Source organism: Microbacterium sp. ANT_H45B, from assembly GCF_008369345.1.
Lineage (GTDB): Bacteria > Actinomycetota > Actinomycetes > Actinomycetales > Microbacteriaceae > Microbacterium.
Window position 1 is genome coordinate 1,028,576 of sequence record NZ_VOBK01000002.1, and the last position, 22,899, is coordinate 1,051,474.

Annotated in this window: 21 protein-coding genes; 10 read left to right on the forward strand and 11 right to left on the reverse strand. The window is 70.8% G+C overall.

Features of this window, described 5'->3' with window-relative positions; all coding sequences use genetic code 11:
• The first annotated feature begins 20 nt into the window (after positions 1-20).
• Positions 21-1,361, forward strand: coding sequence for a hypothetical protein (locus FQ142_RS11430; RefSeq protein ID WP_262492132.1), 1,341 nt, complete (start codon positions 21-23; stop codon positions 1,359-1,361).
• Here FQ142_RS11430 and FQ142_RS11435 read toward each other — a convergent pair.
• Both FQ142_RS11435 and FQ142_RS11440 read right to left on the reverse strand, forming a co-directional pair.
• The gene (locus FQ142_RS11435) at positions 1,307-4,798 is read right to left on the reverse strand and encodes a UvrD-helicase domain-containing protein (RefSeq protein WP_410477440.1); all 3,492 of its coding nucleotides are present in this window, start codon (positions 4,796-4,798) and stop codon (positions 1,307-1,309) included. The genes FQ142_RS11430 and FQ142_RS11435 overlap by 55 nt on opposite strands.
• A 17-nt stretch (positions 4,799-4,815) precedes the next feature.
• Positions 4,816-8,034 carry an ATP-dependent helicase gene (locus FQ142_RS11440; protein WP_149423340.1) on the reverse strand — a complete coding sequence of 1,073 codons (3,219 nt, stop codon included), beginning with the start codon at positions 8,032-8,034 and terminating at the stop codon, positions 4,816-4,818.
• A 185-nt stretch (positions 8,035-8,219) separates the two neighbouring features.
• On the opposite strand from FQ142_RS11440, the gene FQ142_RS11445 reads away from it, so the two are divergent.
• Positions 8,220-8,444 (forward strand): DUF3107 domain-containing protein, encoded by a 225-nt coding sequence (locus FQ142_RS11445; RefSeq protein ID WP_045255502.1) that lies wholly within the window; start codon positions 8,220-8,222, stop codon positions 8,442-8,444.
• Positions 8,445-8,451: 7 nt separating this feature from the next.
• Positions 8,452-8,739 carry a hypothetical protein gene (locus FQ142_RS11450; protein ID WP_149423341.1) on the forward strand — a complete coding sequence of 96 codons (288 nt, stop codon included), beginning with the start codon at positions 8,452-8,454 and terminating at the stop codon, positions 8,737-8,739.
• Positions 8,740-8,770: 31 nt separating this feature from the next.
• Here FQ142_RS11450 and FQ142_RS11455 read toward each other — a convergent pair whose 3' ends face one another.
• Complete coding sequence (locus FQ142_RS11455) at positions 8,771-9,484, reverse strand: ferritin-like fold-containing protein (protein WP_056416276.1); 714 nt, start codon at positions 9,482-9,484, stop codon at positions 8,771-8,773.
• A 166-nt stretch (positions 9,485-9,650) separates the two neighbouring features.
• Between FQ142_RS11455 and FQ142_RS11460 the strand changes: the two genes are divergently transcribed.
• On the forward strand, positions 9,651-11,174 hold the full coding sequence (locus tag FQ142_RS11460) for a DEAD/DEAH box helicase (RefSeq protein ID WP_149423342.1): 1,524 nt from the start codon (positions 9,651-9,653) through the stop codon (positions 11,172-11,174).
• Between the two features lie 69 nt (positions 11,175-11,243).
• On the opposite strand, the gene FQ142_RS11465 is transcribed toward FQ142_RS11460, so the two are convergent.
• Positions 11,244-12,119 (reverse strand): PHP domain-containing protein, encoded by an 876-nt coding sequence (locus FQ142_RS11465; RefSeq protein ID WP_056416271.1) that lies wholly within the window; start codon positions 12,117-12,119, stop codon positions 11,244-11,246.
• Positions 12,120-12,207: 88 nt separating this feature from the next.
• Between FQ142_RS11465 and FQ142_RS11470 the strand changes: the two genes are divergently transcribed.
• The 3 genes from FQ142_RS11470 to FQ142_RS11480 are packed head-to-tail and all read left to right on the forward strand — an operon-like array spanning position 12,208 to position 15,597.
• The gene (locus FQ142_RS11470) at positions 12,208-13,236 is read left to right on the forward strand and encodes an endonuclease/exonuclease/phosphatase family protein (RefSeq protein WP_149423343.1); all 1,029 of its coding nucleotides are present in this window, start codon (positions 12,208-12,210) and stop codon (positions 13,234-13,236) included.
• Positions 13,237-13,273: 37 nt separating this feature from the next.
• Complete coding sequence (locus tag FQ142_RS11475; RefSeq protein ID WP_149423344.1) at positions 13,274-14,695, forward strand: aminopeptidase P family protein; 1,422 nt, start codon at positions 13,274-13,276, stop codon at positions 14,693-14,695.
• 8 nt (positions 14,696-14,703) lie between these two features.
• A complete protein-coding gene (locus FQ142_RS11480) occupies positions 14,704-15,597 on the forward strand; it encodes a phosphotransferase (protein WP_149423345.1) in 894 nt (297 codons plus the stop codon).
• On the opposite strand, the gene FQ142_RS11485 is transcribed toward FQ142_RS11480, so the two are convergent.
• The 5 genes from FQ142_RS11485 to FQ142_RS11505 all read right to left on the reverse strand — a co-directional run bounded on the left by FQ142_RS11485 (position 15,589) and on the right by FQ142_RS11505 (position 18,795).
• On the reverse strand, positions 15,589-15,987 hold the full coding sequence (locus FQ142_RS11485; RefSeq protein ID WP_056416259.1) for a VOC family protein: 399 nt from the start codon (positions 15,985-15,987) through the stop codon (positions 15,589-15,591). The genes FQ142_RS11480 and FQ142_RS11485 overlap by 9 nt on opposite strands.
• The gene (locus tag FQ142_RS11490; RefSeq protein WP_149423346.1) at positions 15,984-16,721 is read right to left on the reverse strand and encodes a metallophosphoesterase family protein; all 738 of its coding nucleotides are present in this window, start codon (positions 16,719-16,721) and stop codon (positions 15,984-15,986) included. The genes FQ142_RS11485 and FQ142_RS11490 overlap by 4 nt, the downstream gene beginning before the upstream one ends.
• Positions 16,722-16,733: 12 nt before the next feature.
• A complete protein-coding gene (locus FQ142_RS11495; protein ID WP_149423347.1) occupies positions 16,734-17,384 on the reverse strand; it encodes an alpha/beta family hydrolase in 651 nt (216 codons plus the stop codon).
• A complete protein-coding gene (locus tag FQ142_RS11500; protein WP_149423348.1) occupies positions 17,384-17,815 on the reverse strand; it encodes a DUF4870 domain-containing protein in 432 nt (143 codons plus the stop codon). The genes FQ142_RS11495 and FQ142_RS11500 overlap by 1 nt, the downstream gene beginning before the upstream one ends.
• Before the next feature lie 221 nt (positions 17,816-18,036).
• Complete coding sequence (locus FQ142_RS11505; protein ID WP_262492133.1) at positions 18,037-18,795, reverse strand: general stress protein; 759 nt, start codon at positions 18,793-18,795, stop codon at positions 18,037-18,039.
• 110 nt (positions 18,796-18,905) lie between these two features.
• Here FQ142_RS11505 and FQ142_RS11510 point away from each other — a divergent pair, with 110 nt between their 5' ends.
• From FQ142_RS11510 to FQ142_RS11520, 3 genes are read left to right on the forward strand one after another with little or no spacing between them, the layout of a single operon-like run.
• Positions 18,906-20,171: a magnesium transporter gene (locus FQ142_RS11510; RefSeq protein WP_056416243.1), complete on the forward strand. Its 1,266-nt coding sequence runs from the start codon at positions 18,906-18,908 to the stop codon at positions 20,169-20,171.
• A complete protein-coding gene (locus FQ142_RS11515) occupies positions 20,171-20,707 on the forward strand; it encodes a DUF1003 domain-containing protein (protein WP_056416240.1) in 537 nt (178 codons plus the stop codon). Before FQ142_RS11510 ends, FQ142_RS11515 begins: the two co-directional genes overlap by 1 nt.
• Positions 20,704-21,822 (forward strand): Mrp/NBP35 family ATP-binding protein, encoded by a 1,119-nt coding sequence (locus FQ142_RS11520; RefSeq protein WP_149423349.1) that lies wholly within the window; start codon positions 20,704-20,706, stop codon positions 21,820-21,822. Before FQ142_RS11515 ends, FQ142_RS11520 begins: the two co-directional genes overlap by 4 nt.
• On the opposite strand, the gene FQ142_RS11525 is transcribed toward FQ142_RS11520, so the two are convergent.
• Both FQ142_RS11525 and FQ142_RS11530 read right to left on the reverse strand, forming a co-directional pair.
• Positions 21,819-22,430 carry a hypothetical protein gene (locus tag FQ142_RS11525; RefSeq protein ID WP_149423350.1) on the reverse strand — a complete coding sequence of 204 codons (612 nt, stop codon included), beginning with the start codon at positions 22,428-22,430 and terminating at the stop codon, positions 21,819-21,821. The two genes, FQ142_RS11520 and FQ142_RS11525, sit on opposite strands and share 4 nt — an antisense overlap.
• On the reverse strand, positions 22,427-22,813 hold the full coding sequence (locus FQ142_RS11530; RefSeq protein WP_149423351.1) for a twin-arginine translocase TatA/TatE family subunit: 387 nt from the start codon (positions 22,811-22,813) through the stop codon (positions 22,427-22,429). The genes FQ142_RS11525 and FQ142_RS11530 overlap by 4 nt, the downstream gene beginning before the upstream one ends.
• Positions 22,814-22,899 lie beyond the last annotated feature (86 nt).

Consider the following 22,899-nt stretch of genomic DNA (forward strand, 5'->3'; position numbering starts at 1 on the left):
CGTCCACCTACCCTGGGGGTATGCGACGCTCTCCTTTCACTCTAGCCGCGGCGGTGACTGCCGCACTGCCGGGCGCGGAGGTGACCGGAGCCCGGGCGCTGAGCGCCGACGGCGACGGACGCTTCGATTCCGCCGTCGCCACGCTCGCCGACGGACGCGAACTCGCGATCCGCGTCGCGGACGACGACGAGACCGCCCGTGAACTCGCCGCAGAGGCGCTCGCGCTGCGCGCGCTCACGGCCGGTGCGCGCGCGATGCTGCCCTTCCGCGCGCCCGAGTACATCGGCGAGACCCGTCTGGGCGACTCCCGTGCGCTCGTGACCGAGCTGCTGCCCGGATTCCAGATCGAGGCGGCCATGGTCCCGGCGGGACGCGGCGCGGCCGAATCGATGGGCACCGCGATCGCCGCCGTGCACACCCTGCCGACGTCGGTCGTACGCGGAGCCGGCCTCGCCACCCGCTCGGCGCAGGAGAGCCGCGACGAGCTCATCCGCCTCGTCGATGCCGCGGCATCCACCGGTCGCGTCCCGGCCCGCCTGACGATCCGCTGGCGCGACGCCGTCGCGGACGACGACCTGTGGCGTTACGAGTCGACCGTGGTGCTCGGAGGCGTCCAATCCACCTCCTTCCTCTTCCGCGACGACCCGGATCTCGGCCCCGAGGTCACCGGTCTCCTCGGCTGGCACTCGCTGTCCGTCGGCGACCCCGCCATCGACCTCTCGTGGCTCTCGGCGGCCCCCGACGCGGCGGATGACGTGCATGCGGCGTACGCCAGGGCCGCCGACCGCGGCACCGACGCCGCCCTCGAGGTCCGTGCGCGGTTGCACGCCGAGCTGGAGTTCGCCCGCTGGCTCGTGCACGGCGACTCGCTGCGTCGGCAGGACATCGTCGATGACGCCGCCGCGCTGCTCGAGTCGCTCGCCGACGGCCTGCACGACGACGACCTCGGCGTGATCGCCTCGCGACGTGACGGTGTCGACTCGGCACTCGACGCATTGGACCGGGTGCCTGCCGCCGCCGTCGCGGACGTGGACACGTCGATGCAGACCGATGCGTACAACCCGAACGAGCTGTGGCACGACGAAGACGCCACCGGAGACATGTCCGATGCCGCGGCAGAGGCCGCGCGCCGTATGCAGGTGGGCAGCCTCGCGACCGAGGACCTCTCGTCCGTGCGCGCGGACGAGCACCGGGATCAGGCACCGGGACGCCCGGGTGACGCGCCGCGCCGCGACGACGCCGTCGATGCGCGCCCGTCGGGTGACACCGCCGACGGATCGGACGAGTCGTCCCCCGAGGACGAGGCTCAGCGCGCGGCGCGTGCTGCGCTCCAACGCTGGAAGAGCTCGGACTCGGAGTAGATCCGATCACCGCGGATGGTCAGGTCGTCGGCGACGTAGTAGAGCGCCACGTCGATCTCCTCGAGCGGCACCCCGAAACGGCGATGGTAGGCGAGCCGGTAGAGCGCGAGCTGCAGCATCCGCTCTTCTCTCTCCTGCGCCGTGCGCGGGGCCTTTCCCGTCTTCCAGTCGACGATCTCGATACGACCACCGCGGTCCTCCCGGCGGTACACGGCGTCGAGCTTGCAGATCACGATGTGGCCGTCGTCGCCCGAGGCCGCGCCTCCCCCGAGTGCGAAGTCGATCTCGATCTCGACGGCGAGGGGCTGACGCCCCGCCCATTCACTGCGCTCGAAGATCTCCTGGAGCGTCTCGAGATCGGCCGCATCCGCCGGCGAGACCACCGCGCCTCCGATGTCCTGCCCGAAGGGGGTGTCGTCTTCGTCGTCGATCTCCCAGAGGGCCTCGTCGACGCGCCGCCCCACTCCGACGAGTTCGCTCCGACGCTCCACCCAGGCATGGAAGAGCGTGCCCAGACGGGTCTGGCGATAGGGCCGCTCCGGCATGGGACGGACGATCGATGACAGCGTGCCCCCGAAGTCCGTCACGTAGTCCTTGAAGCGAGAGGCAGGGACGCGGGTGGGCGGCGGTGCGTCGGTTCCTCGCATGCGCGCGGCCCGTTCGGCCAGGAGCCTCGACAGTTCGGGAGAGGCGGCCGGCTCGCTCTCTGCGGCCGTCCGAACCGCCGATGCCGCGGCCTCCACGACCCGTCGCCGCGCGCCGAGGGGATCGAGCGGCCAGGTCAGCGTCGCCCCCGGCCCCTCGTAGGGGTTCTCGTCGGGGTCGACCGGATCCACCGGTTCGAGGCCGAGGATCTCCATCGCCTCGACGAGATAGGCGCTCGGCACCCGCGGCGACTTCTGTCCGGCCCAGTGCGAGCCGCTCAGGAGCAGATCCGTGCGGGCGCGCGTCACGGCGACGTACGCGAGCCGTCGCTCCTCCTGCTGCTGATAATCGCGGTACGCGTTCTTGAAGCGGCGAAGCGCCCCACCCTGAGGCTGCGCCTTGGATATCCCGCCCGACAGCGACGACTGGGCGAGCGCCTGGCGCCTCTTCGGATCGGTCTCGTCGCCGACGGCGGACTCCGGGTCCCAGTCGAAACGCGGCAGCGCATCGCGGTCGCCGCGCAGCGCGAACGGCACGACACCGAATCCGAACCATCCCGACGTGTCCGAGACGCGGCCGGGGAGCTCGTCGGCCACCAGCCTCACGACCGCGACCGAATCCCATTCCAGCCCCTTCGAGCCGTGGATGGTCAGCAGCTGCACCACTCCCGGCTCCGGGGGTTCGGGGCGCGGCATCAGCTCGTCGGTGCTCTCGGCCTTGTCGAGCCAGGCGAGCAGGCTGCCGATCGTGCCTCGCTCGTCGGCCGACAGGAATGCGCGCACCTCGTCGGAGAACGCGCGCAGCTGCGTGGCCGCGACCCGTGCGGGACCGCGGGTCTCGTTCGCCGCGAGTTCGATGTCGAGTCGCAGCTCGAGCTCGATCAGACGGATCAGCTCGGGGATCGGCTGGGAGGTGGCTCGACGCAGTCGCTCGAGCATCTCTCCGGCGGCGCGGATGCGTGAGCGCCCCGTCGCGCTGATGCCCTCGAGCAGTCGGTAGTCGTCGCGCACGGCGCGGACGATGTCGACCGCATCGACGATCGACACGGCTTCATCCGCCCCGCGGGACGAGCGCAGTCGCACGCGCACCTCTTCGGGCAGGGGCATCATCGCGGTGTCGCGTTCGGCGAGCGTGCGCCCGAGATCGTAGAGCGCCGCCATGTCGGCCACCCCCACCGCGAAGCGCGGTCCGGTGAGCAGCCGTATCAGCGCCGATCCCGCGGTCGGGTCGTGCACGACCCGCAGCGTCGAGACCACGTCGACCACCTCGGGCGTGGTCAGCAGCCCGCCGAGGCCGAGGATGCGGTGCGGTATCCCCCGCGCCGCGAGGGCGGCCGCGAACGTCTGCATGTGGCGCTTCGACCGGAACAGGATGGCACCGGTGTGCGGTGAGCCCGATACCGCGGCGTGCGCGACACGGCGATCGGCGAACCAGTCCGCGACCTGCTCCGCCTCGTCATCGACGGTGAAGGGGAACCGCACGTCCACCGCCCCCGCTCCCGCGCCGGGGCGAGGCTCGAGCGGTGGCACGTCGAGCGCGGGACGCCGCAGCGGCTCGAGAACGCGGTTCGCGACGTCGAGGATGCGGGTGTCGTTGCGCCAGCTCGTCATCAGACTGTAGGTCTGCGCGTCCTGCGAGGCACTCGAGAAGGTGCGGGAGAACGCGTAGAGGTTGTCGGCGCTCGCACCTCGCCAGCCGTAGATCGACTGGTGCGGGTCGCCCACAGCCATGACCGCGGAGTCGCGGAACAGCTCGGCGAGGAACCGCGTCTGGATGACGGAGGTGTCCTGGTATTCGTCGAGCAGCACCACGCGATGCTGCTCGCGCAGGGCGGCACGCACATCCGGTGCCGACTCGACGATGTCGTAGGCGCCGCCGACCTGGTCGGCGAAGTCCAGCACCCCCCGGCGCTCCTTCTCGGCGATGTACTCCCGCACGAGTTCGGCGAGGGCTTCCAGGCTCCGGAGGTTGCTCGCCGCCTTCTCGACGTCGGCATTGCCGCGGTAGGGCTCGAACTGCCCGGCCTGCTCTCGGGCGAGGGCGACGGCGCGATCGAGGTCGACCCTGTGGTCGAGCACGTCGCCGGCCAGGCGCTGCACGGCGTCGATCACCGTGCCGAGCGCGAAGTCGATGTCCTCCAGCTCGGGCAGGTCGGAGCGGAGCACGACCTCGCGCGCGAGCATCCAGGACGCCGCCTGGCTGAGCATCGCGACGTCCGTGTCACGACCGATGCGAGCGGCATGCTCCCGCACGATGCCGTCGGCGAAGGCGTTGTAGGTCGACACCGTGGGCCGGATCATCAGCTCCTCGGCGGCGCGCGGCGTGGCCGGATCCCAGCCCGTGCCGTGCTGCGCCGCGAGCTCGTCGAGCACGTGCAGACGCACCAGCTCACGCTGCCGTCCCGGTGCCGCGTCGTCGACGCGTCGGAGTGCGCCGGACGACACGATCTCGGGCAGGAACGGCAGCAGTCCGCGCCGTCCGTACTCATCGATGACGGCCAGCCGTGCGCCGATGCGCTCAGCCAGCTCGCCGGCGGCCTTGCGTGTGAAGGTGAGTCCGAGGACCTCGTCTCGACGCACGTGACCGTTCGCGACGAGCCACACGACACGACCCGACATCGTCTCGGTCTTCCCGCTGCCCGCGCCCGCGACGACGAGAGCGGGCGTCGGCGGCGCTTCGATCACACGCTGCTGCGCGGGAGTGGGGGGCGGCTGCCCGAGCGCGGCCGCGACGTCCGTCGCGGAGATCCCTCGCGTGCCTGTCCAGTGTCCGATCTCCGCGGCGGCGGGCACCGGCGCCGCATCGAGGCTCACGAGCTCACCGCCGGCACCGTATGGATGCGGCACGGATTCACCCGACGCTGCGTGTCGGCGCAGTGCGACTCGACCTGCGCGGTGAAGCTCGACGCCGACATCCCCCTCGCCGCCTCGCCGACGCGCCGGAGGAACGCTTCTCTGGCCTCATCGCCCAGGGTGTGCTGGTGAGCCACCCGGTAGTCGCTCTTCGCCAGCGTCTTCGAGACGATCACGAGGCGGGCCCCCGCGAGCGCATCTGCGGGCGCGCCCTCGATGAGTCCCTGCTGCACGGCGACCTGATACGCCGCGAGCTGCGCGTGCTCGGTCACGGCAGGGTCTGACTCGGGATCGCTTCGCCCGGTCTTGAGATCGACGACGACCACCCGCTCGCGACCCGCGTCGCCCTCGATGGGCTGCCACTTCTGACCTCGCGCATGAGGATGATCACCCGCCCCCTGCGGGTACAGCTCGACACGGTCGATGTAGCCGTGGATGACGGCCCGGTTCGCGGCGTCTTCTCCGACGGGGTGCACGCCCGGCGGGGCGTCGGTGTCGCCGGCGACGTCGACCGCGAACCGGAACTCCACCTCGCTGGCGAGCTCCCGGCCGCCGTCGCGGCGCACATCACCGAGATAGGTGTGCAGGCGATCGACGAGGATGTCGGCACGTCGGCGCTCCTTGCGTCCGATCCACGCGGTCTCGAAGTCGAGCTCCGGCCAGTGCTCGGCCACGACCTCCCGCATCCGCTCGAGGTCACCGTCGGGCACCTTCTCCATCGCCTCGTGGATGATCGTGCCGATGCCCGCGGTCGGAGGCATCACCGTGTCGCCGCCCAGCGCGGAGACCGCCCAGTTCAGACCGCACTCCTCGTACGACTCCATCCTCGACGGCGACACGCGGGCGCCCTCCGTCGCGAGGTCTCGCAGCGCGCTGACCGTCGACGGCGCCGCGATGCCGTACCAGTCGGCCGGGTCTGCTCCGGGGACGCCCTCCCTCGCCAGCACGGCGAGCTGACCTGCGGCCTCGCGTCGATCCGCCGCCGACGCGGAGGAGGTCAGCACCCGTCGGTGACGGGCGACGAGTCCGCGCAGGGTGAGCGGATGCTCGGCGGAGGCGTGCAGGCCCGGGGGCTCGGGTGGCGGGAGGAAGGCGAAGAACGGGCTGGGGGTCAGATCGTCATCGTCGACCGCGGTGATGAGGAGCCGCCGCTGTGCCCGCGAGATGGCGCGCACGAAGAGTCGCAGCTCGTCGTGGAGTGCGGTGCGGCGGCGGTCGAGGGCACCCGGCGCGTGCTCCGCCGTCCCGGTCCTCGCCGCGAGGAGCGCATCCGCCAGACGCCAGGTCTGCAGCAGTCCGCCCCGCAGACGCACGTTCGGCCAGATGCCGTCCTGCACCCCGGCGACCACGACGGCGTCGTATTCGGTGCCGAGCGCCGTGGCGGGCGTGAGCAGGGTCACCCTGCCCGGCCGGTCGGGGCTCGAGAGGGAATCCTCGGGGACCTCGCTGTCGAGCACGTCGCGCACGAACACCTCCGCCCTCTCGTTCGGGGTGCGCTCGACGAAGCGCTTGGCGGCGCCGAACAGGGCGACGAGCGCGTCGAGGGCGCGTGCGGTCTCGGCACCGCTCGCTTGCAGCGACATCTCGCGCCAGGCGATCTGCAGCTTGCGCCCGTCGACCGCGCGTGCGGCGTCCCAGACCCGCCAGAGCAGGTCGTGGATCGTCTCGCCCGCCGCGGCCCCCGCCGACACCTCGGCGACGGTCTGCGCGAAGCGCGACGCCGTGCGGGACTCCTGGGCGTCGATCAGCTCGAGGTGCGCCGGTGCCGTCAGCGCCTGCACCAGCAGTTCGCGCGCCGGAGTAGACCCGCCGTGCCCGAGCTCGAGATGCCGCAGCCGCGCGCGCAGCCGCCGGAGCCCGATCGCGTCCATCCCGCCGAACGGCGTGCGCAGTGCCTCCTCCCAGTCCTGCGCGGTGCGCTCGTCGGGAGGAATGAGCGCCAGGCGGACGACCCCCACGATGTCGCGCACGACCGACTCGCTGCCGAGCGGTCGCTGCACCCCCGCCGCCCTGGTCGGGATCTCCCGTGCGGCGAGCTCGGCCTCGAGCTCGCTCACCTGGCGGGTGTCGTGGGCGATCACCGCCATCCGGTCCCAGGGCACGTCGTCGCTCAGATGCCATCCGCGCATGACCCCCGCGATGCGGTCGAGCTCCTCGTAGGGAGAGGGAGCCACGAATGTCGCGACCGTGGTGGGCGCCTCCGTCGCATCCGGCGGCAGCGGCGCTCGGCGGTGCTCGACGCGCCCCGAGACGCCGATCGCCTGGGTGACCGTGCGCGTGAGCGCGGTGAGTGCGGGCTCCTGACGGTGGGGGTCGTCGAGCACGTGCACCGCGCCGAGTTCCGCGGCGAGGTCAGCGAAGAGCTCGGGACTCGCGCCGCGGAACGCCCCCGAGGAGATGTCGGGGTCGCCGAAGGCGAACACCGCGATCCCGCGTCGCCGCAGGGCCTGCACGACGGCCACGCCCCCGCGCGTGAGCTCCTGAGCGTCGTCGATCAGCACCGCGGCCAGGTCGGAGAGCGGTCCGAGAGCCGCCGCGTCGGCGGTCTGCAGGATCGTGCTGGCCTCGGCGAGAAGATCGGCCGCGTCGCGATGGGAGGCGCGCGCCATGTCGAGCACCGCCCGGTACTCGACGAGGAAGTCGGCGGCCGCCGTCCAGACCGGATCGCCCGTCGCCCGCAGTTCGGCGGGCCGGGCGCCGAGCTCGACGCAGGCGTCGATGAACGCCCGCAGCTCCGAACGGAACCCCTTCGACGCCCGGACGGAGGGACTCAGGGCCTCGGGCCAGTCGATGTGCGCGTCTTCGGTGTCGCCTGCGAGCAGCTCGGAGATCAGCCTGTCCTGATCGGCACCGGTCAGCAGCGCCGGCGGCTCCGCTCCGGCGCGGACCATCGCTCCGCGCACGATCTGGAAGGCGAAGGAGCCGAGCGACCGGGCCAGCGGTCCGGGGGTGGCCTGGGCGATGCGCACACCGATCCGGTCGCGCAGTGCGGTGGCGGCCTGTCTGCTGGGCGTGAGCACGAGAACCTGCTCGGGACGCATCCCGACCGTGTCGAGGAGCCGCACCACGCGCTCGGTGAGCGCGCGGGTCTTGCCCGTGCCCGGCGCACCGATGACGACCGCGGATGCCGTCGCATCGGCGCCGATCACGGCGTTCTGCGCGGCATCCTCTGTCATGTCCTCCACGCTACTGGGGCCCGGGGACATCGTCGGCTCCGGCGATCCGGCACCCCTGTGCGCTCAGGGCGAAACCGGGCGTGCGGAGGATCCCCGCCGGTCCGCGCCCGGTAGAGTTGGGCGCAGTCGTCGACCTCCGTGGTCGACTCGACCGCAGCATCGTCGACTGGAAAACAGGAGTACGCGTGGAAATCCGCATCGGCATCACCAACACCGGCCGCGAGCTCAGCTTCGAGACCGCTTCGAGCGCGGACGAGGTCCGCAGCCAGGTCTCCTCGGCTCTCGAGCAGAACACCGCCCACCTGAGCTTCTCCGACGTCAAGGGCAACTCGTACCTGGTCCCGACCGCGAACCTCGCGTACATCGAGCTCGGCACCGAGGAGTCCCGTCGCGTCGGCTTCTTCGCCTGACACCGCGATGTACATCCTGCTCGCGCTCATCGGGGCGTGCGTACTCGGCGTCGCCGCCCATTTCCTGATCGGCGGGCGGGAGCTCCGAGGAGTCGCCCTGACTCCGGCGATCGCCACAGCTCTGTCCGCTGTCGTCTACACCGGGCTGCAGTGGCTCGGCGTCGGCGAGGACAACGTCTGGCTGTGGGTCGCGAGCGTGCTCGGCTCCGTCGTGGTCGCCGCGGCGCTGACGATCGCCATCGTCGCGGCACGCACCCGAGCGGATGCCGCGAACAAGGCCGCCCTCGGCATCTGATCCCAGCGCGACCGCCCAGCCCGGGAGTCGATCAGGACGCGAGTCCCATCGCGTCCATCCGCCGGGCGTGAGCGCCCATGAGCTCGGTGTAGACCAGTTCGACCCTGTCCTCGCTCATCGCCGCGAGCTCGGGCTGACGCAGAGCCGACCGGCACACGAGGATCGTGTCGCCGACCAGGCGGCGCGCCCACATCGACAGCAGCGAGCGCCATTCCCCGTCTCCGTCGATCGTCTCCTGGATGATCGCGACGATCTCGTGCCTGGCGTCGTCCTCGCCGAGGATCGCGGCGACCCGCTCTCCCGTCTCGCCGTAGCTCGAGGCGAGTGCGAAGTAGAAGTCGTCGAGCATCCCCGCCGTGATGTAGACGGCCAGGAGCGTCTCGCGCGGCCGTGCGCCGATCGTCTTGCGTCGGAACGCGTCGAGGTTCTCGCGGAACGGCAGCATGAGCTGCGTCGGGTCGTCGCCGCGCGCGGCGATGAGGTCGACGATGGCCCGGTGCTTGGTCAGGGCGGCGCCCGCCGCTCGGGAGAGGGACTCCTTCTCGCTCAGTTCGGGGGTCGCTCTGATCAAGCGGGTGAGCGTCTCGAAATAGCCGAGCTGCAGATAGGCGGCCTGCCCGAGGAATCGCGGCAGCTCGGGGGCGAGCTCTGCGAAGTCGACGCGGGTCGCCGCGCCCTGATCACCGCGACTGCGCAACGTCATCGTGCGTCGGGGCGCCCTACGCCTCCAGAACCAGTTCACCACGCGCTTCACATTACTCGGACGACGCGCACTTCCTGTCCGAGCGACCCCCTCGGGTAGGCTGTCGTTGTCCCCGCCGTCGGAGCGGGGCCCGCGCCTGTGGCACAAGAGACGGCGTGGATCCGTGAACATGGCGATCTTCGCAGGTCGCCGGACAGGCATCTGAACATTGACTACCTTCGCTGATCTCGGAATCGATCCGGACATCGTCGACGCACTCGCCGCCAAGGGCATCGTCGACGCCTTCCCGATCCAGGAGCAGACCATCCCCCTCGGCCTTCCCGGCCAGGACATCATCGGCCAGGCAAAGACCGGAACCGGCAAGACCTTCGGTTTCGGCATCCCCGTCGTCCAGCGACTGGGGCTGAACCCCGAGCACGGCGTCAAGGCCCTCATCGTGGTGCCGACCCGTGAGCTCGCGGTGCAGGTGTACGAGGACATCGACCTGCTGACCAGCAACCGCTCGACCAGCGTCGTCGCCATCTACGGCGGCAAGGCCTACGAGGGCCAGATCGACCAGCTCAAGGCCGGAGCGCAGATCGTCGTCGGCACCCCCGGTCGACTCATCGACCTCGCGGGTCAGCGACTGCTCGACCTCTCGAACGCGACCGAGGTCGTTCTCGACGAGGCCGACAAGATGCTCGACCTCGGCTTCCTCGCCGACATCGAGAAGATCTTCCAGAAGGTCCCCGCGGTGCGTCACACCCAGCTGTTCTCGGCGACCATGCCCGGACCGATCGTGGCGCTCGCGCGCCGGTTCATGACGAACCCGATCCACATCCGCGCGAACGACCCCGACGAGGGCCTCACGCAGGCCAACATCAAGCACCTCGTCTACCGCGCGCACTCGCTCGACAAGGATGAGATCATCGCCCGCATCCTGCAGGCGGAAGGTCGCGGCAAGACCGTGATCTTCACCCGCACGAAGCGTGCGGCGCAGCGCCTCGTCGACGAGCTCGGAGATCGCGGCTTCAACGTCGGCGGCGTGCACGGCGACATGGGTCAGGATCAGCGCGAGCGCTCGATGGCCGCGTTCAAGGCCGGCAAGCGCGACGTGCTCGTCGCGACCGATGTCGCGGCCCGCGGTATCGACGTCGACGACGTGACCCACGTCATCAACCACACGATCCCCGACGAGGACAAGACGTACCTGCACCGCGCCGGCCGGACCGGTCGCGCCGGCAAGACCGGCATCGCGGTGACCTTCGTCGACTGGGAGGACCTGCACAAGTGGGCGCTGATCAACCGCGCCCTCGAGTTCGGTCAGCCCGAGCCGGTCGAGACCTACTCGTCGAGCCCGCACCTGTTCGAGGAGCTGAACATCCCGGCGGGCACCAAGGGCCGCCTGGTATCCGCACCCAAGACGCAGTCGGTGAAGACCGAGCGGGCGCCGCGCCCCGAGCGCGCCGCCGTCGTAGCAGCCGAGGGCACGGACGAGGGCGGAACCCGCCGTCGTCGGCGTCGCCGCGGCGGCGCGAACCCGGTGGGTTCGACGTTCGCGGAGGGCGCGGAGACGTCGACCTCGACGGACTCGCCGTCCGACTCGTCGGCCGACCGCAGCACCGAGGGCGCCGGAACGCACGACGGCGCCGGCAAGGAGCACCACGACGGAAAGCCCGCTCCGGCTCGTCGCCGTCGCCGCCGCCGCGGTGGCTCGAGCGGCGCGGGAGCAGCTCCGGTCGTCGGCGCCTGAGCGCCACTCCGACGGATCGATGAGAGGGGCGGATGTCGCAGACGCGGCATCCGCCCCTTCGTCTTCCCCTCAGGGATACCGCGGCGACGACCCGGAGGCCCGCTCGATCAACCGCTCCACCATGGCATCCGCTGTCGTGTTCTCGCCCGGGAGATTCGGCTTGCCGGTGCCGTGGTAGTCGCTGGAGCCAGTGACGATCAGGTCATGCGCGGCGACGACCGCGCGCAGCGTCCTCTTGCCTGCTTCGGTGTTCTCGCGGTGGTCTATCTCGAATCCGCCGAGGCCCGCGGCGATCAGCGTCTCGAGGAACGACACCGGCATCATACGGTCGCGTCCGACGGTGACCGGGTGCGCGATGATCGCGACTCCCCCGGCGTCCGTGATCAGCCGCACCGCGGTCAGCGGATCGGGGGCGTAGTGCGGCTCGTAGTATCCCTCACGCGGATGCAGGATGCCGTCGAACGCCTCTGTGCGGTCCTTGACGATCCCGCGGGCGACGAGCGCATCGGCGATGTGCGGCCGGCCGACGGTGGCATCCCGCGTCGTCTGGGCGAGGACGTCGTCCCAGTCGAGGTCGTAGTCGCGCCCGATGCTGCGGACGATGCGCTCCGCGCGCCCGATGCGGTCGTCGCGGATCCGATCGGTCTCGGCCCGCAGCGCCGGATCGAGCGGATCGAACAGGTAGCCGAGCACGTGCACGCTGCGCCATTCGTGCTTCGCGGAGAGCTCCATGCCGGGGATGAACGTCATGCCCAGCTCGGCCGTCGCCGCGGCGGCCTCGTCCCACCCGGTGGTGCGGTCGTGGTCGGTCAGCGCCATCGTCCGCACTCCGAATCGCTGCGCCTGGCGCACCACCTCCGCCGGCGGTTCCGTGCCGTCGGAGTGGTTGGAATGCATGTGCAGGTCGGCGGGACCGGCGAAGCGGGCGGAACGAGCGAGAGCCATCCTCCGAGCGTACCGACGACAGCGCGGCCCGGGGCTCCGTGCTCACCGCGGCAGGGTCTTCACAGCGACGCCTTCTAGGCTGGAGCGGATGCTTCGACTACTGGGGATTCTCGTCACGGTGCTGCTCGCGATCGCGACGGCGATCGCGGTATGGCCGCAGTTCTTCCACCTCGAGCAGACCTACCCGTTCGCGCAGATCGTCGCGGCCAGGGGCGTCCTGCTCGCGGCCTTCCTCGTGGCCGCGGTGGCCGCTCTGCTGCTCCTGCTCGCCAGGCCGCTGCGCGGCTTCGCGGCGTCCGTGCTGATCATCGCGCTGATCGGCGCCGGTGCGACGGGACTCATCGGGCTTCAGCGCGGATTCGGCGGCGACACGCTCCCGGCGGCGACCGACACGAGCATCCGCGTGCTCACCTGGAACACCGCGGGCGACGAGGTCTCGGCCGACGAGGTGGCGGGGCAGATCCTCGAGCGCGGCGCCGACATCGTCGCCCTCCCCGAGACCACGGAGGAGGTCGGCGAGCAGATCGCCGTGTCGCTGCGGGATCAGGGGCATCCGATGTGGGTGCACCACGTGCAGTTCCAGCCGGATGTCGTCGACGGTCCAAAGTCGTGGCACACCACGGTCCTCGTCTCCCCCGACCTCGGCGAGTACTCGGTGATCCCGTCGTCGGAGGACGGCTCGAACAACACCGGCTCCGTCCCCAGCGTGGTGCTGATGCCGGTCGACGCGAACGCCGGAGGACCGGCGATCGTCGCCGTGCACGCCGTGGCACCGCGCATGGAGGACATGGCGCAGTGGCAGAGCGATCTGCGCTGGATCGCCGATCAGTGCCCGACGGGCGACTTCATCCTCGCCGGCGATTTCAACGCCACGATCGACCACATGGCGGGTCTCGGCGTCGACGGCGGCGACATGGGCTACTGCAGGGATGCCGCCTCGCGCACCGGGAACGGCTACAGCGGAACCTGGCCGAGCTCGCTCCCGGCGCTGCTGAGCACCCCCATCGACCACGTGATGGCATCACCGAACTGGGTGCCCACCGGGTCCGTGGTGATCGACGACGCCACCGGAAGCGACCACCGAGGACTCGTGGTGCAGCTCGAGCCCGCGGGCTGAGATCCCGCGCGCTCCGCGCAGGTGACAGACTGGAGCGATGAGCACCGCAGAACGCGACACGATCGCAGAGCCCACGACAGAGACCCCCGTCGAAGCGACGACCACGAACCGCAAGCAGCCGTTCCCCCGCGGCTTCCTCGACACGATCTCGACCGGATGGGCCGAGCGCCCGGAGTCGGTTCCGGCTCCCCGACCGCAGGCGTCGTTCGCCGCGACGCGTCGCGCCGCCGTCTCCGCAGCCTTCCCCGGCCGGCGTCTGGTCATCCCCGCAGGCTCGCTCAAGCAGCGCAGCAACGACACCGACTACCCGTACCGCGCGCACTCCGCGTTCGCACACCTCACCGGCTGGGCGGCAGACGCCGAGCCCGACTCGGTGCTCGTGTTCGAGCCGACCGACGGCGGACACGACGTCACTCTGTACTTCCGCGAGCGCGCCGACCGCACGACGACCGAGTTCTATGCCGACGCGACCGTCGGCGAGTTCTGGATCGGCCCCCGCCCCTCGCTCGCGGGCGTCGCCGCCGACCTCGACATCGCCACCGAGCACCTCGACCGCTACGCCGGCGTCGACGGCGAGCTGGTGCTGGAGGAGGACGACGACCTCACTCGTTTCGTCTCCGAGCTGCGTCTGATCAAGGACGAGTTCGAGATCGCCGAGATGCGCCGCGCCGTCGACATCACCGCCCAGGGGTTCGACGACGTCATCCGCTCTCTTCCCGACGCGATCGCGCACGCCCGCGGCGAGCGCGTCGTCGAGGGCGTCTTCCATCGCCGCGCCCGCGAGGACGGGAACGGCGAGGGCTACGACACCATCGCCGCATCGGGCCCGCACGCCTGCTACCTGCACTGGACGCGCAACGACGGCACCGTGGTGCCCGGCGACCTGATCCTCGTGGATGCCGGCGTCGAGGCCGACAGCCTCTACACCGCCGACATCACCCGCACCCTTCCGGTCTCGGGCACGTTCACCGACGTCCAGCGCCGCGTGTACGAGACCGTGCGCGAGGCGGCGGACGCCGCCTTCGCCGCCGCACGCATCGGGGTGCGCTTCCGCGAGGTGCACGAAGCCGCGATGCGCGTGATCGCCGAGCGCGTGGCCGAGTGGGGTCTGCTCCCCGTCACCGCCCAGGAGGCGCTCGACGGCGACTCCGGCGGACACCACCGTCGGTACATGGTCCACGGCACGTCGCACCACCTCGGCATCGACGTGCACGACTGCGCGCAGGCCCGGCGCGAGATGTACTACGACGGGATCCTGGCACCGGGGATGGTGTTCACGATCGAGCCCGGCCTGTACTTCCAGATCGACGACCTCACCGTTCCGGTCGAGTACCGCGGCATCGGCGTGCGGATCGAGGACGACATCCTGATGACGGAGGACGGACCGGTCAACCTCTCGGCGGACATCCCCCGCACCGCCGACGAGGTCGAGGCCTGGATCGCTCGGGTCCAGGGCTGACCTCGAGGATGCATGAGGGCGAGCTCGAGCTCGCCGATGACGCCGCCGCGCGGCTGATCATCGGAAGATTCCCCGAGTTCGCCCTCCTTCCGCTCCGACCCGTGCACGCCTCGGGGACCGTGAACCGGATCATCCGCATCGGCGATGAGCTGTCGGCGCGGTTCCCGCTGCTGCCCGCGACGGAGACGGCGCTGGCCGCGGAGGCCGAGGCCATGTCCGAGTTCGCGCAGACCTGCACCGTGGCGGCACCGCAGCCCGTCGGCATCGGCGAGGCGACCTCCGAGTATCCGTCAGCGTGGGCCGTGCAGACCTGGGTGCCCGGAGAGACCGCGAGTCACGATCACCACGAGGCGTCCGATTCGTTGGCGGTCGACGTCGCCGGGCTGATCGTGTCGCTGCGGACAGCGGATGCGCGCGGACGTGTCTTCGACGGGCAGGGTCGCGGTGGCGTCCTCACCGACCACGACGAGTGGATCGGGCTGTGCGTGGCGCGGAGCGGTCACCTGCTCGACGCCCCTCGCGTGCAGCGGCTGTGGCGCGCACTGCGTTCCGTTCCCCCCTCCGGCCCCGATGTCATGAGCCACCGGGACCTCACTCCGTTCAACCTCCTGGTGTCGGGCGATCGCCTGGTCGGCGTCCTCGACAGCGGCGGCTTCGGCCCTGCAGACCCTGCGCTCGACCTCGTCGTCGCCTGGCATCTGTTCGATGGGCCACGCCGTCGGATCATCCGCGACCACCTGGATTCCGGCGATGTCGACTGGCTGCGCGGCGCGGCCTGGGCGCTGCAGCAGGCGATGGGGCTGGTCTGGTACTACGAGGACTCGAACCCGGACATGAGCGCTCTCGGACTCTCCACGATGCATCGGCTGCTCGCCGACGCCGACCTCGCGTCGCTACTCTGACGTCGGGTCTGCGACGATCTCGACTTTGAAGCCCTGGGCGTTCTCCGCCCACCCGGCGTAGTGGTCCGGTCCCCCGGCATGCGGGTATCTCTCCTGATACAGCGGACGCCACCCGTGGGCGTCCGCATCCGCCAGCACGGCATCGACCTCGGCGCGCGTGCCGCCCCAGAACGCCAGGTGGTTCACGCCCGCACGACGCCGATCGTGTGCGGAGGACGTGAGGTTCGGGGAGGCCGTGACCGTCACGTAGGCGCCCCCTGCGGTCCAGGTGCGGCCGTCCGCCCACTCCCCGGTGAGCTCGAACCCGAGTCGCGCGAGCATCCAGCTCCAGCTCTCGACGACCTCGTCGAGGCGCGGCACCCAGATCTCGACGTGATGCAGGCCTCTCACGACTGGCGGCCGCGGAACACGGCGGTGCGGAGCTCGATCGACCACACGTCGGTCGTCGGCATGTCGAGCGACTGGGCGACGGCGATCTCCGCCTCGATGTCGTACGGCACCCGCACGAACTGCACGGCGAAGGGGTCGTCGGACGACGACCCTCCTTCGAGGACCACGTACGACGACACGGGCGTGTCGAGCGGGTTTCCGACGCTGCCGACGTTGAACAGCGTGCGTCCGTCGTTCGTCTCGATGTAGGCGTCGTGGATGTCCGCATAGCCGACCACCTCCGGCAGCGGTCCGTCGCCGGTCATCTTCGTCGCCTCGAACATCGCCGAGAACTGCTCGGGCGTGTGGTGGTGGTGCACCCTGACGTGCGGACTCTGCGCCGATGCGTGGAACAGGCGGATCCGCCGGCCGCTGAGCGCGATGTCGACGCTCAGCGGAAGCGCACCGAGCCATGCCCTGCTGGAGGGCGACAGCTCGTCACGCCACCAGAGCATCTCGGGCGGCCCATCGTCGGGGATCGAGGGAAGGAAGTCGTCCCAGTTGCCGCGGACGCTCACCTCGCACGCCGCACGGCAGCGCTGCACCGCAGCCTCCCCGCGCGGCCCCTTGCCGGCCGTGTCGCCGAGGTTGACGATGCGGGTGATCCCCCGCTGCCGGATGTCGGCGAGCACCGCGTCGAGTGCGGTCAGGTTGCCATGCACATCCGCGATCAGGGCGATTCGTTCGAGACTCACCCCACCATGCTCTCAGGGCCGCGCGAACTGCGCGACGATCGGCGCGAGAGACGCGCCGATCTCGGATGCCGGGAGCTTTCGCCCCTTCACCTCGAAGGTGTGGCCGCCGCCGTCGATCCAGACCACCCTGGCGTTCTGGCAGGTGGCGACGACGTCGTCGAATTGCGCGAGGGGCTGGATGAAGGGATCGTTCGTCCCCTCGACGAACAACTGCGGAACAGCGATGTCCGCCAGGTGCTCCGCACGTGGCTTCTCCGGCTTCCCGGGCGCATGCAGCGGATACCCGAGGTACGCGAGCCCGTCGACGACGAGGCCCTCGGCGACCGCCATCGACGCCATGCGCCCGCCGTACGACTTGCCCGTGGCCCACACCGCCGCCTGCGGATCCTGCGCGCGTGCGAACGCCACGACGGCCTTCCACGTCGCGATCGCGTGCGTGGCCGGTCCCGGCATCCGTCGCCCCTGCTCGACGTACGGGAAGTTGAACCGCAGGGTCGAGAACCCGAGTGCGCCGAGCGCGTCCGCGTACCCCTGGAGGAACGGATGGTCCTTGCCCGTGCCCGCGCCGTGCGCGACGACGACGGTCGAGCCGTTCGTCCCGGCGACCCAGTCGGCCGAGACCGTCGTCTCCCCGGCGGGCAGATCGACCGATACGGAGGACATCAGGCGCGCAGGTAGGGAATCGCGAACGGCACGTGCATGATCTTGCCTCCCGAAGCCCGCACCATGCCCATGATGACGAGCACCAGGTGGAAGACCGACACGGCGAAGTACAGCGTGATCGGGATCCCGATCGGGTAGAAGCCCGAGGCGGGGGAATCCGCGGTGAGGGTGGACAGGATGACGAAATGCGACACCAGCAGCACCGTCGAGACGAGGAGATACGTGAGGCCCCAGTTAAGCGCGGCGCGCGCGTTCTCCCGTGCCGCACCGCCGAATCGGCGTGAGGCTCCCCCGCTCACCGCCATCGCGATGCCCGAGGCGATCCCACCCACGAAGGGGAACGGGATCAGGATCAGCAGACCGAGCGCCCACGGCAGGAGACCACGGGGCGGGACAGCGGCGGGGTACGCACCCGCCGGGTATCCGCCCACGGGGTACCCTTGTGCGGCCGGTGGCGCATAGCCCGGAGCGGCCGGTGGCGCATAGCCCTGAACGGCCGGTGGCGCATAGCCCTGAACGGCCGGTGGCGCATAGCCCGGCGCCTGCGGCGGTGCATACCCCGGTGCGGGCGGCGGCGACGCGTATCCCGGAGGGGGCGGCGGCGACGCACTGTCCGGTGCCTGCGGCGGCTCGTAGCCCTGGCCTTCCGCCATCAGGCGGTCTCCGGCGAGCGCGGCGGCACGCCGGGTGCCGACGGGTCCGACGCGCCGGTGCCGTCGGCGGGAGGTGCGGGATCGGCGGGAGGTGCGGGATCGGCGGGCCGGGGCGGGATGCTCGGCTCCTCAGGCGTTCCCTGCGGCCCGCCCAGCGGCGGAGTCGCCTCGCTGCCGGGCGCCGGCTGCTCGGGCGCGGCGGGAGGGGTGGGCGCGGCGGTGCCGCCGGGGGTGATCCGCTCTCCGTACCGGGGCGGCTCGCTCAGATCCACCGGAGCACGCACGGCGGTCGGCGTCGGTGCCCCCAGCGCCAGGCGCGCCTTGGCGAGTGACGTCGCCTGCACCCGCACCTCGTAGTGATCGGCGGCGAACTGCGTGACGCTGGCGAAGTCGCGGCGGCGACGGACGATCGCATAGGTGACGAGGCTCAGCAGCATGCCGAGTGCGACACCGATGAACACGAAGCCGACGAAGAGCTGCATCGGCACCTCGGGGTTCCCGATCACGAGGATCGCGGAGAGGAACAGGCCGATGAGGATGCCGTTGACGGCGCCGGACCGCGCCGCGGCGGCGTATCCGAGCCGTCCGGTGATCCGCTCGACGGTGCGCACGCTCTGCCCGATGATCGCGATGTCGCGCGCGGGCACCTCTTGGGCGATCAGTTTCGACACCGTCTTCTGGGCGTTCTCGTAATCGCGGGTGGACGCGACGATCTCGCCCTCATCGCGGCTGTCAGCTGGACGGTTCAGCATGCTCATGCCGCCATTCTCCCATGCCCGCCACGGGGCGGAGCGGGACGCGTCGGTGGGCGACGACCCCGACACGACGACAGCGGCATCCGTCCAGGCCCGCGCACTACGCTGGACGGGTGAGCACACAACGGGTATTCGCCGCGCGCCTTGCAGGCTGCGCCGTCTTCGACCCCGTGGGCGACCGGCTCGGCAAAGTCCGTGATGTCGTCATCGTGTACCGAAGTACCGCGGCGCCCCGGGTCATCGGGCTCGTGGTCGAGATCCCCGGTCGACGGCATGTGTTCCTCTCGATCGGGCGCGTCACCTCGATCCGCGCAGGACAGGTCATCACGACCGGTCTCATCAACGTGCGGCGGTTCTCCCCGCGCGCCGGTGAGGTGCGCGTCCTGGCGGAGTTGCTCGGCCGCCGGGTCAGCCTCGTCGAGGGCGGCGGATCCGCCGTGATCGAAGACGTGGCGATCGAGCCGAACCGTCTCGGGGAGTGGGCGATCAGCCAGCTCTTCCTGCGACGGCCGAAGACCAGCGCATCGCCGTTCGCCAAGGGACCGACGACCTTCGCGGCGTGGAGCGAGGTCGCCGAGCAGCGCTCCCCCGGCGAGTCGCAGTCCGCCGAGCAGCTCGTCGCGTCCTACTCCGAACTGCACGCCGCCGACCTCGCGAACACCCTCCTCGACCTGCCCCAGCAGCGCATGATCGAGGTCGCCGAAGAGCTGTCCGACGACCGCCTCGCCGACGCCCTCGAGGAGATGCCCGAAGACGAGCAGGTGCACATCCTCGACCGCCTCGGCGACGAGCGCGCCGCCGACATCCTCGACCAGATGGAGCCCGACGACGCGGCCGACCTCCTCGCCCAGCTTCCGCCGAACCGTCTGGAGCAGCTCCTCGAACTCATGGAGCCCGAGGAGGCCGAAGACGTCAGGATGCTGCTGCGCTACGGCCCCGACACCGCGGGTGGACTGATGACGCCCGAGCCGATCATCCTCTCCGCCGACGCCACGGTCGCCGAGGCGCTGGCGCTGATCCGTCGGCACGAGCTCCACCCCGCCCTCGCCGCGGCCGTGTTCGTGACGCTCCCGCCCTTCGAGACTCCGACCGGCCGCCTGCTCGGCATGGTGCACTTCCAGCGGATGCTGCGGTATCCGCCGCACGAGCGCCTCGGCGCGATCATGGACGACAGCCTCGACCCCGTCAGGGTGACGGCATCCGCCGCCGAAGTCGCGAGGATGCTGGCCAGCTACGACCTCGTGTCGCTTCCGGTCGTCGACGCCGCGCACCGCCTCGTCGGAGCCATCAGCATCGACGACGTGCTCGACTACCTCCTGCCCGACGACTGGCGCACGCATGACAGCGACGAGCCCAGCGTGCCGAAGGAGGTGCGCTGATGGCCCGGTCGCGCTCGCCGCGCCTCGACGCACCCCTCGGCCGGGGCACGGTTCGATCGCGCCCCACGTCACGCGACCGCTTCGGACGGTTCACCGAATGGGTCGCACGCGCCATGGGGACGCCGGCGTTCCTGCTCATGCTGACGCTGTTCTGCGTCGCCTGGATCTGCTGGAACACCCTGCTGCCCGACAGCCTGCGCTTCGACGACGCCGCACTCGGATTCACGGCCCTCACCCTGATGCTGTCGCTGCAGGCGTCGTACGCGGCGCCCCTGATCCTTCTCGCGCAGAACCGTCAGGACGATCGCGACCGGGTGCAGATCGAGCAGGATCGCCAGCGCGCCGAGCGCAACCTCGCCGACACCGAGTACCTCGCCAGGGAGATCGTCGCCCTGCGGATGGCGCTCGAGGAGAAGAACAATCAGGTGGTCACGCGTGATGTGCTGCGTCAGGAGCTGAAGGCGATGCTCGCCGAGCTGGGCGATGCCGACGACGCCCCCGGTGACACGCGCACCGGCGGTCGATCCTCCTCATGAGCACCGCGGATGCCGTCACCGCGGCCGTCGCGGCGGTGACCGACCCCGAGCTGAGACGCCCGATCGGCGACCTCGACATGGTGCGGGGCGTCACGGTCGACGACGGCCGCGCTCACGTCGGGATCGTGCTCACGATCGTCGGGTGCCCCGCCGCAGCGCGCATCGAGTCGGACGTGCGGGCTGCGGCCGCATCGGTGCCCGGCATCCGTGCCGTGGACGTCGAGGTCGGCGTGATGACGCCGACCGAGCGCAAAGCCCTCACCGAGAAGCTCCGCGCCGGTCGGGCACCGCGGCAGATGCCCTTCGGTCCCGACTCTCTCACCCGCGTCATCCTGGTCTCGAGCGGCAAGGGCGGCGTCGGCAAGTCGACGATGACGGCCAACCTCGCCGTGGCGCTGGCCGATCAGGGACTCGCCGTCGGTCTCGTGGACGCCGACGTGCACGGCTTCTCGATCCCCGGTCTGCTGGGCATCCCCGCCGGCACACAGCCGACCAGGATCGACGACCTGATGCTGCCCCCGGTGGCGTACGGCGTGAAGACGATCTCGATCGGCATGTTCCTCCGTGACGGCGAGGCGGTCGTGGCGTGGCGAGGACCGATGCTGCACCGCACCGTGCAGCAGTTCCTGACCGACGTCTTCTTCGGCGACCTCGACATCCTGCTGATCGACATGCCTCCGGGAACCGGCGATATCGCCATCTCCATCGGCCAGCTGCTGCCGCACGCCGAGGTGCTCGTGGTGACGACCCCTCAGGCCGCCGCATCGGACGTGGCGATCCGCAGCGGTCTCGTCGCCCGCCAGACGGGTCAGCGGGTGATCGGCGTGGTCGAGAACATGGGCGCCTTCACGCTTCCGGACGGCACCGTCGTCGATCTGTTCGGCTCGGGCGGCGGCGCGGCCGTCGCGGCGGCGCTGTCGGAGACGGCGCCCACGCCCCTGCTCGCGTCGATACCGCTGAGCCCCGCACTCCGTGCCGGCGGCGACGCCGGTCTCCCCCTCGTGCTCGACGACTCCGACGATCCCGCAGCCGTCGCGATCCGCGAGCTCGCCCGCACGCTGGCGACGCAGGGCCGCGGTCTCGTCGGCCGCTCGCTGCCGATGACGCTGGGCTAAGAGCGGCGTCCGCGCGCCCCGGTGATCAGTCTCCGACCAAGGATCACCAGCGGAAGGGACACGGCCAGAGGTGGACACATCACCGCGCCGGCCGCCAACAGCGTCCCCTGGGCGAAGTCCACGCCGCCGTTGCGGCCGAGTCCGATGCTGCCCTGCCCGATCGAGTCCCCCGCCACGAGGAATCGTCCGTCGTACGTGTCGAGGGAATCGCGACAAGTCACACGGTGCGCACCGGATTCTGCCGCGGTGAACTGCGACGACTGCACGAATCCGGTGCGTGGCGTCATCCACCACAGCACGTCGTCCCAGCTCAGTGCGGAGGGACCGCGCTGCGGGCGTACGTCGTGATCGGGACCGACCGCTCGACACTCCATGGTGCCCAGCGACGCGGAGATGCCACTGGCCCAGATGCCGACACGCTCCCCCTCCTCGAGGTCGACGACCGCCGTGGTCCCGAGGGGCACGTCCTCCGCGGCTTCGACCGACCGCACGATCGGCAGCACCCAGAGGGTCCAGATCAGGACTCCGGCGACGGCGCAGACGGCGGCCGCGACGAACGCCATCCTGTCCCGGCTGCGAAGCCGGTCGGGATCCAGCGTCCGCGTCATGTGGCTTCGGGATCGTACGGCGGAGGGCTCGACATCGAGAACTCCGGACGCACCCTCGGCGTACTGACGGGTTTCACCGCGGGTTCGGCGACCACGGCGTCGGCGCGCACCGGCCCCGGTGACGCATCGTCCTCGAAGAGCGCATCGCGGATGATCCGCCGGGGGTCGTACTGGCGCGGATCGAGTTTGCGCCAATCGACGTCGTCGATCTCGGGGCCCATCTCGTCACGGACCCGCGACTTGGTGTCGCGCAGGAACTCGCCCGCACGGCGCGCGAGTTTCGCGACGCTCTCGGCGTAGCGCGGCAACCGCTCCGGTCCGACCAACAGCACGGCGATCAGACCGATCAGCAGCAGCTTCTCGAAGGTGATCCCGAACTGCATCTGTCCAGGCTACCGCCGCGCCTGCCCAGACGCCGCGCACCGAGCGCATACCCTGGGAGAACACACATCCGAGTCGGGAGAACCAG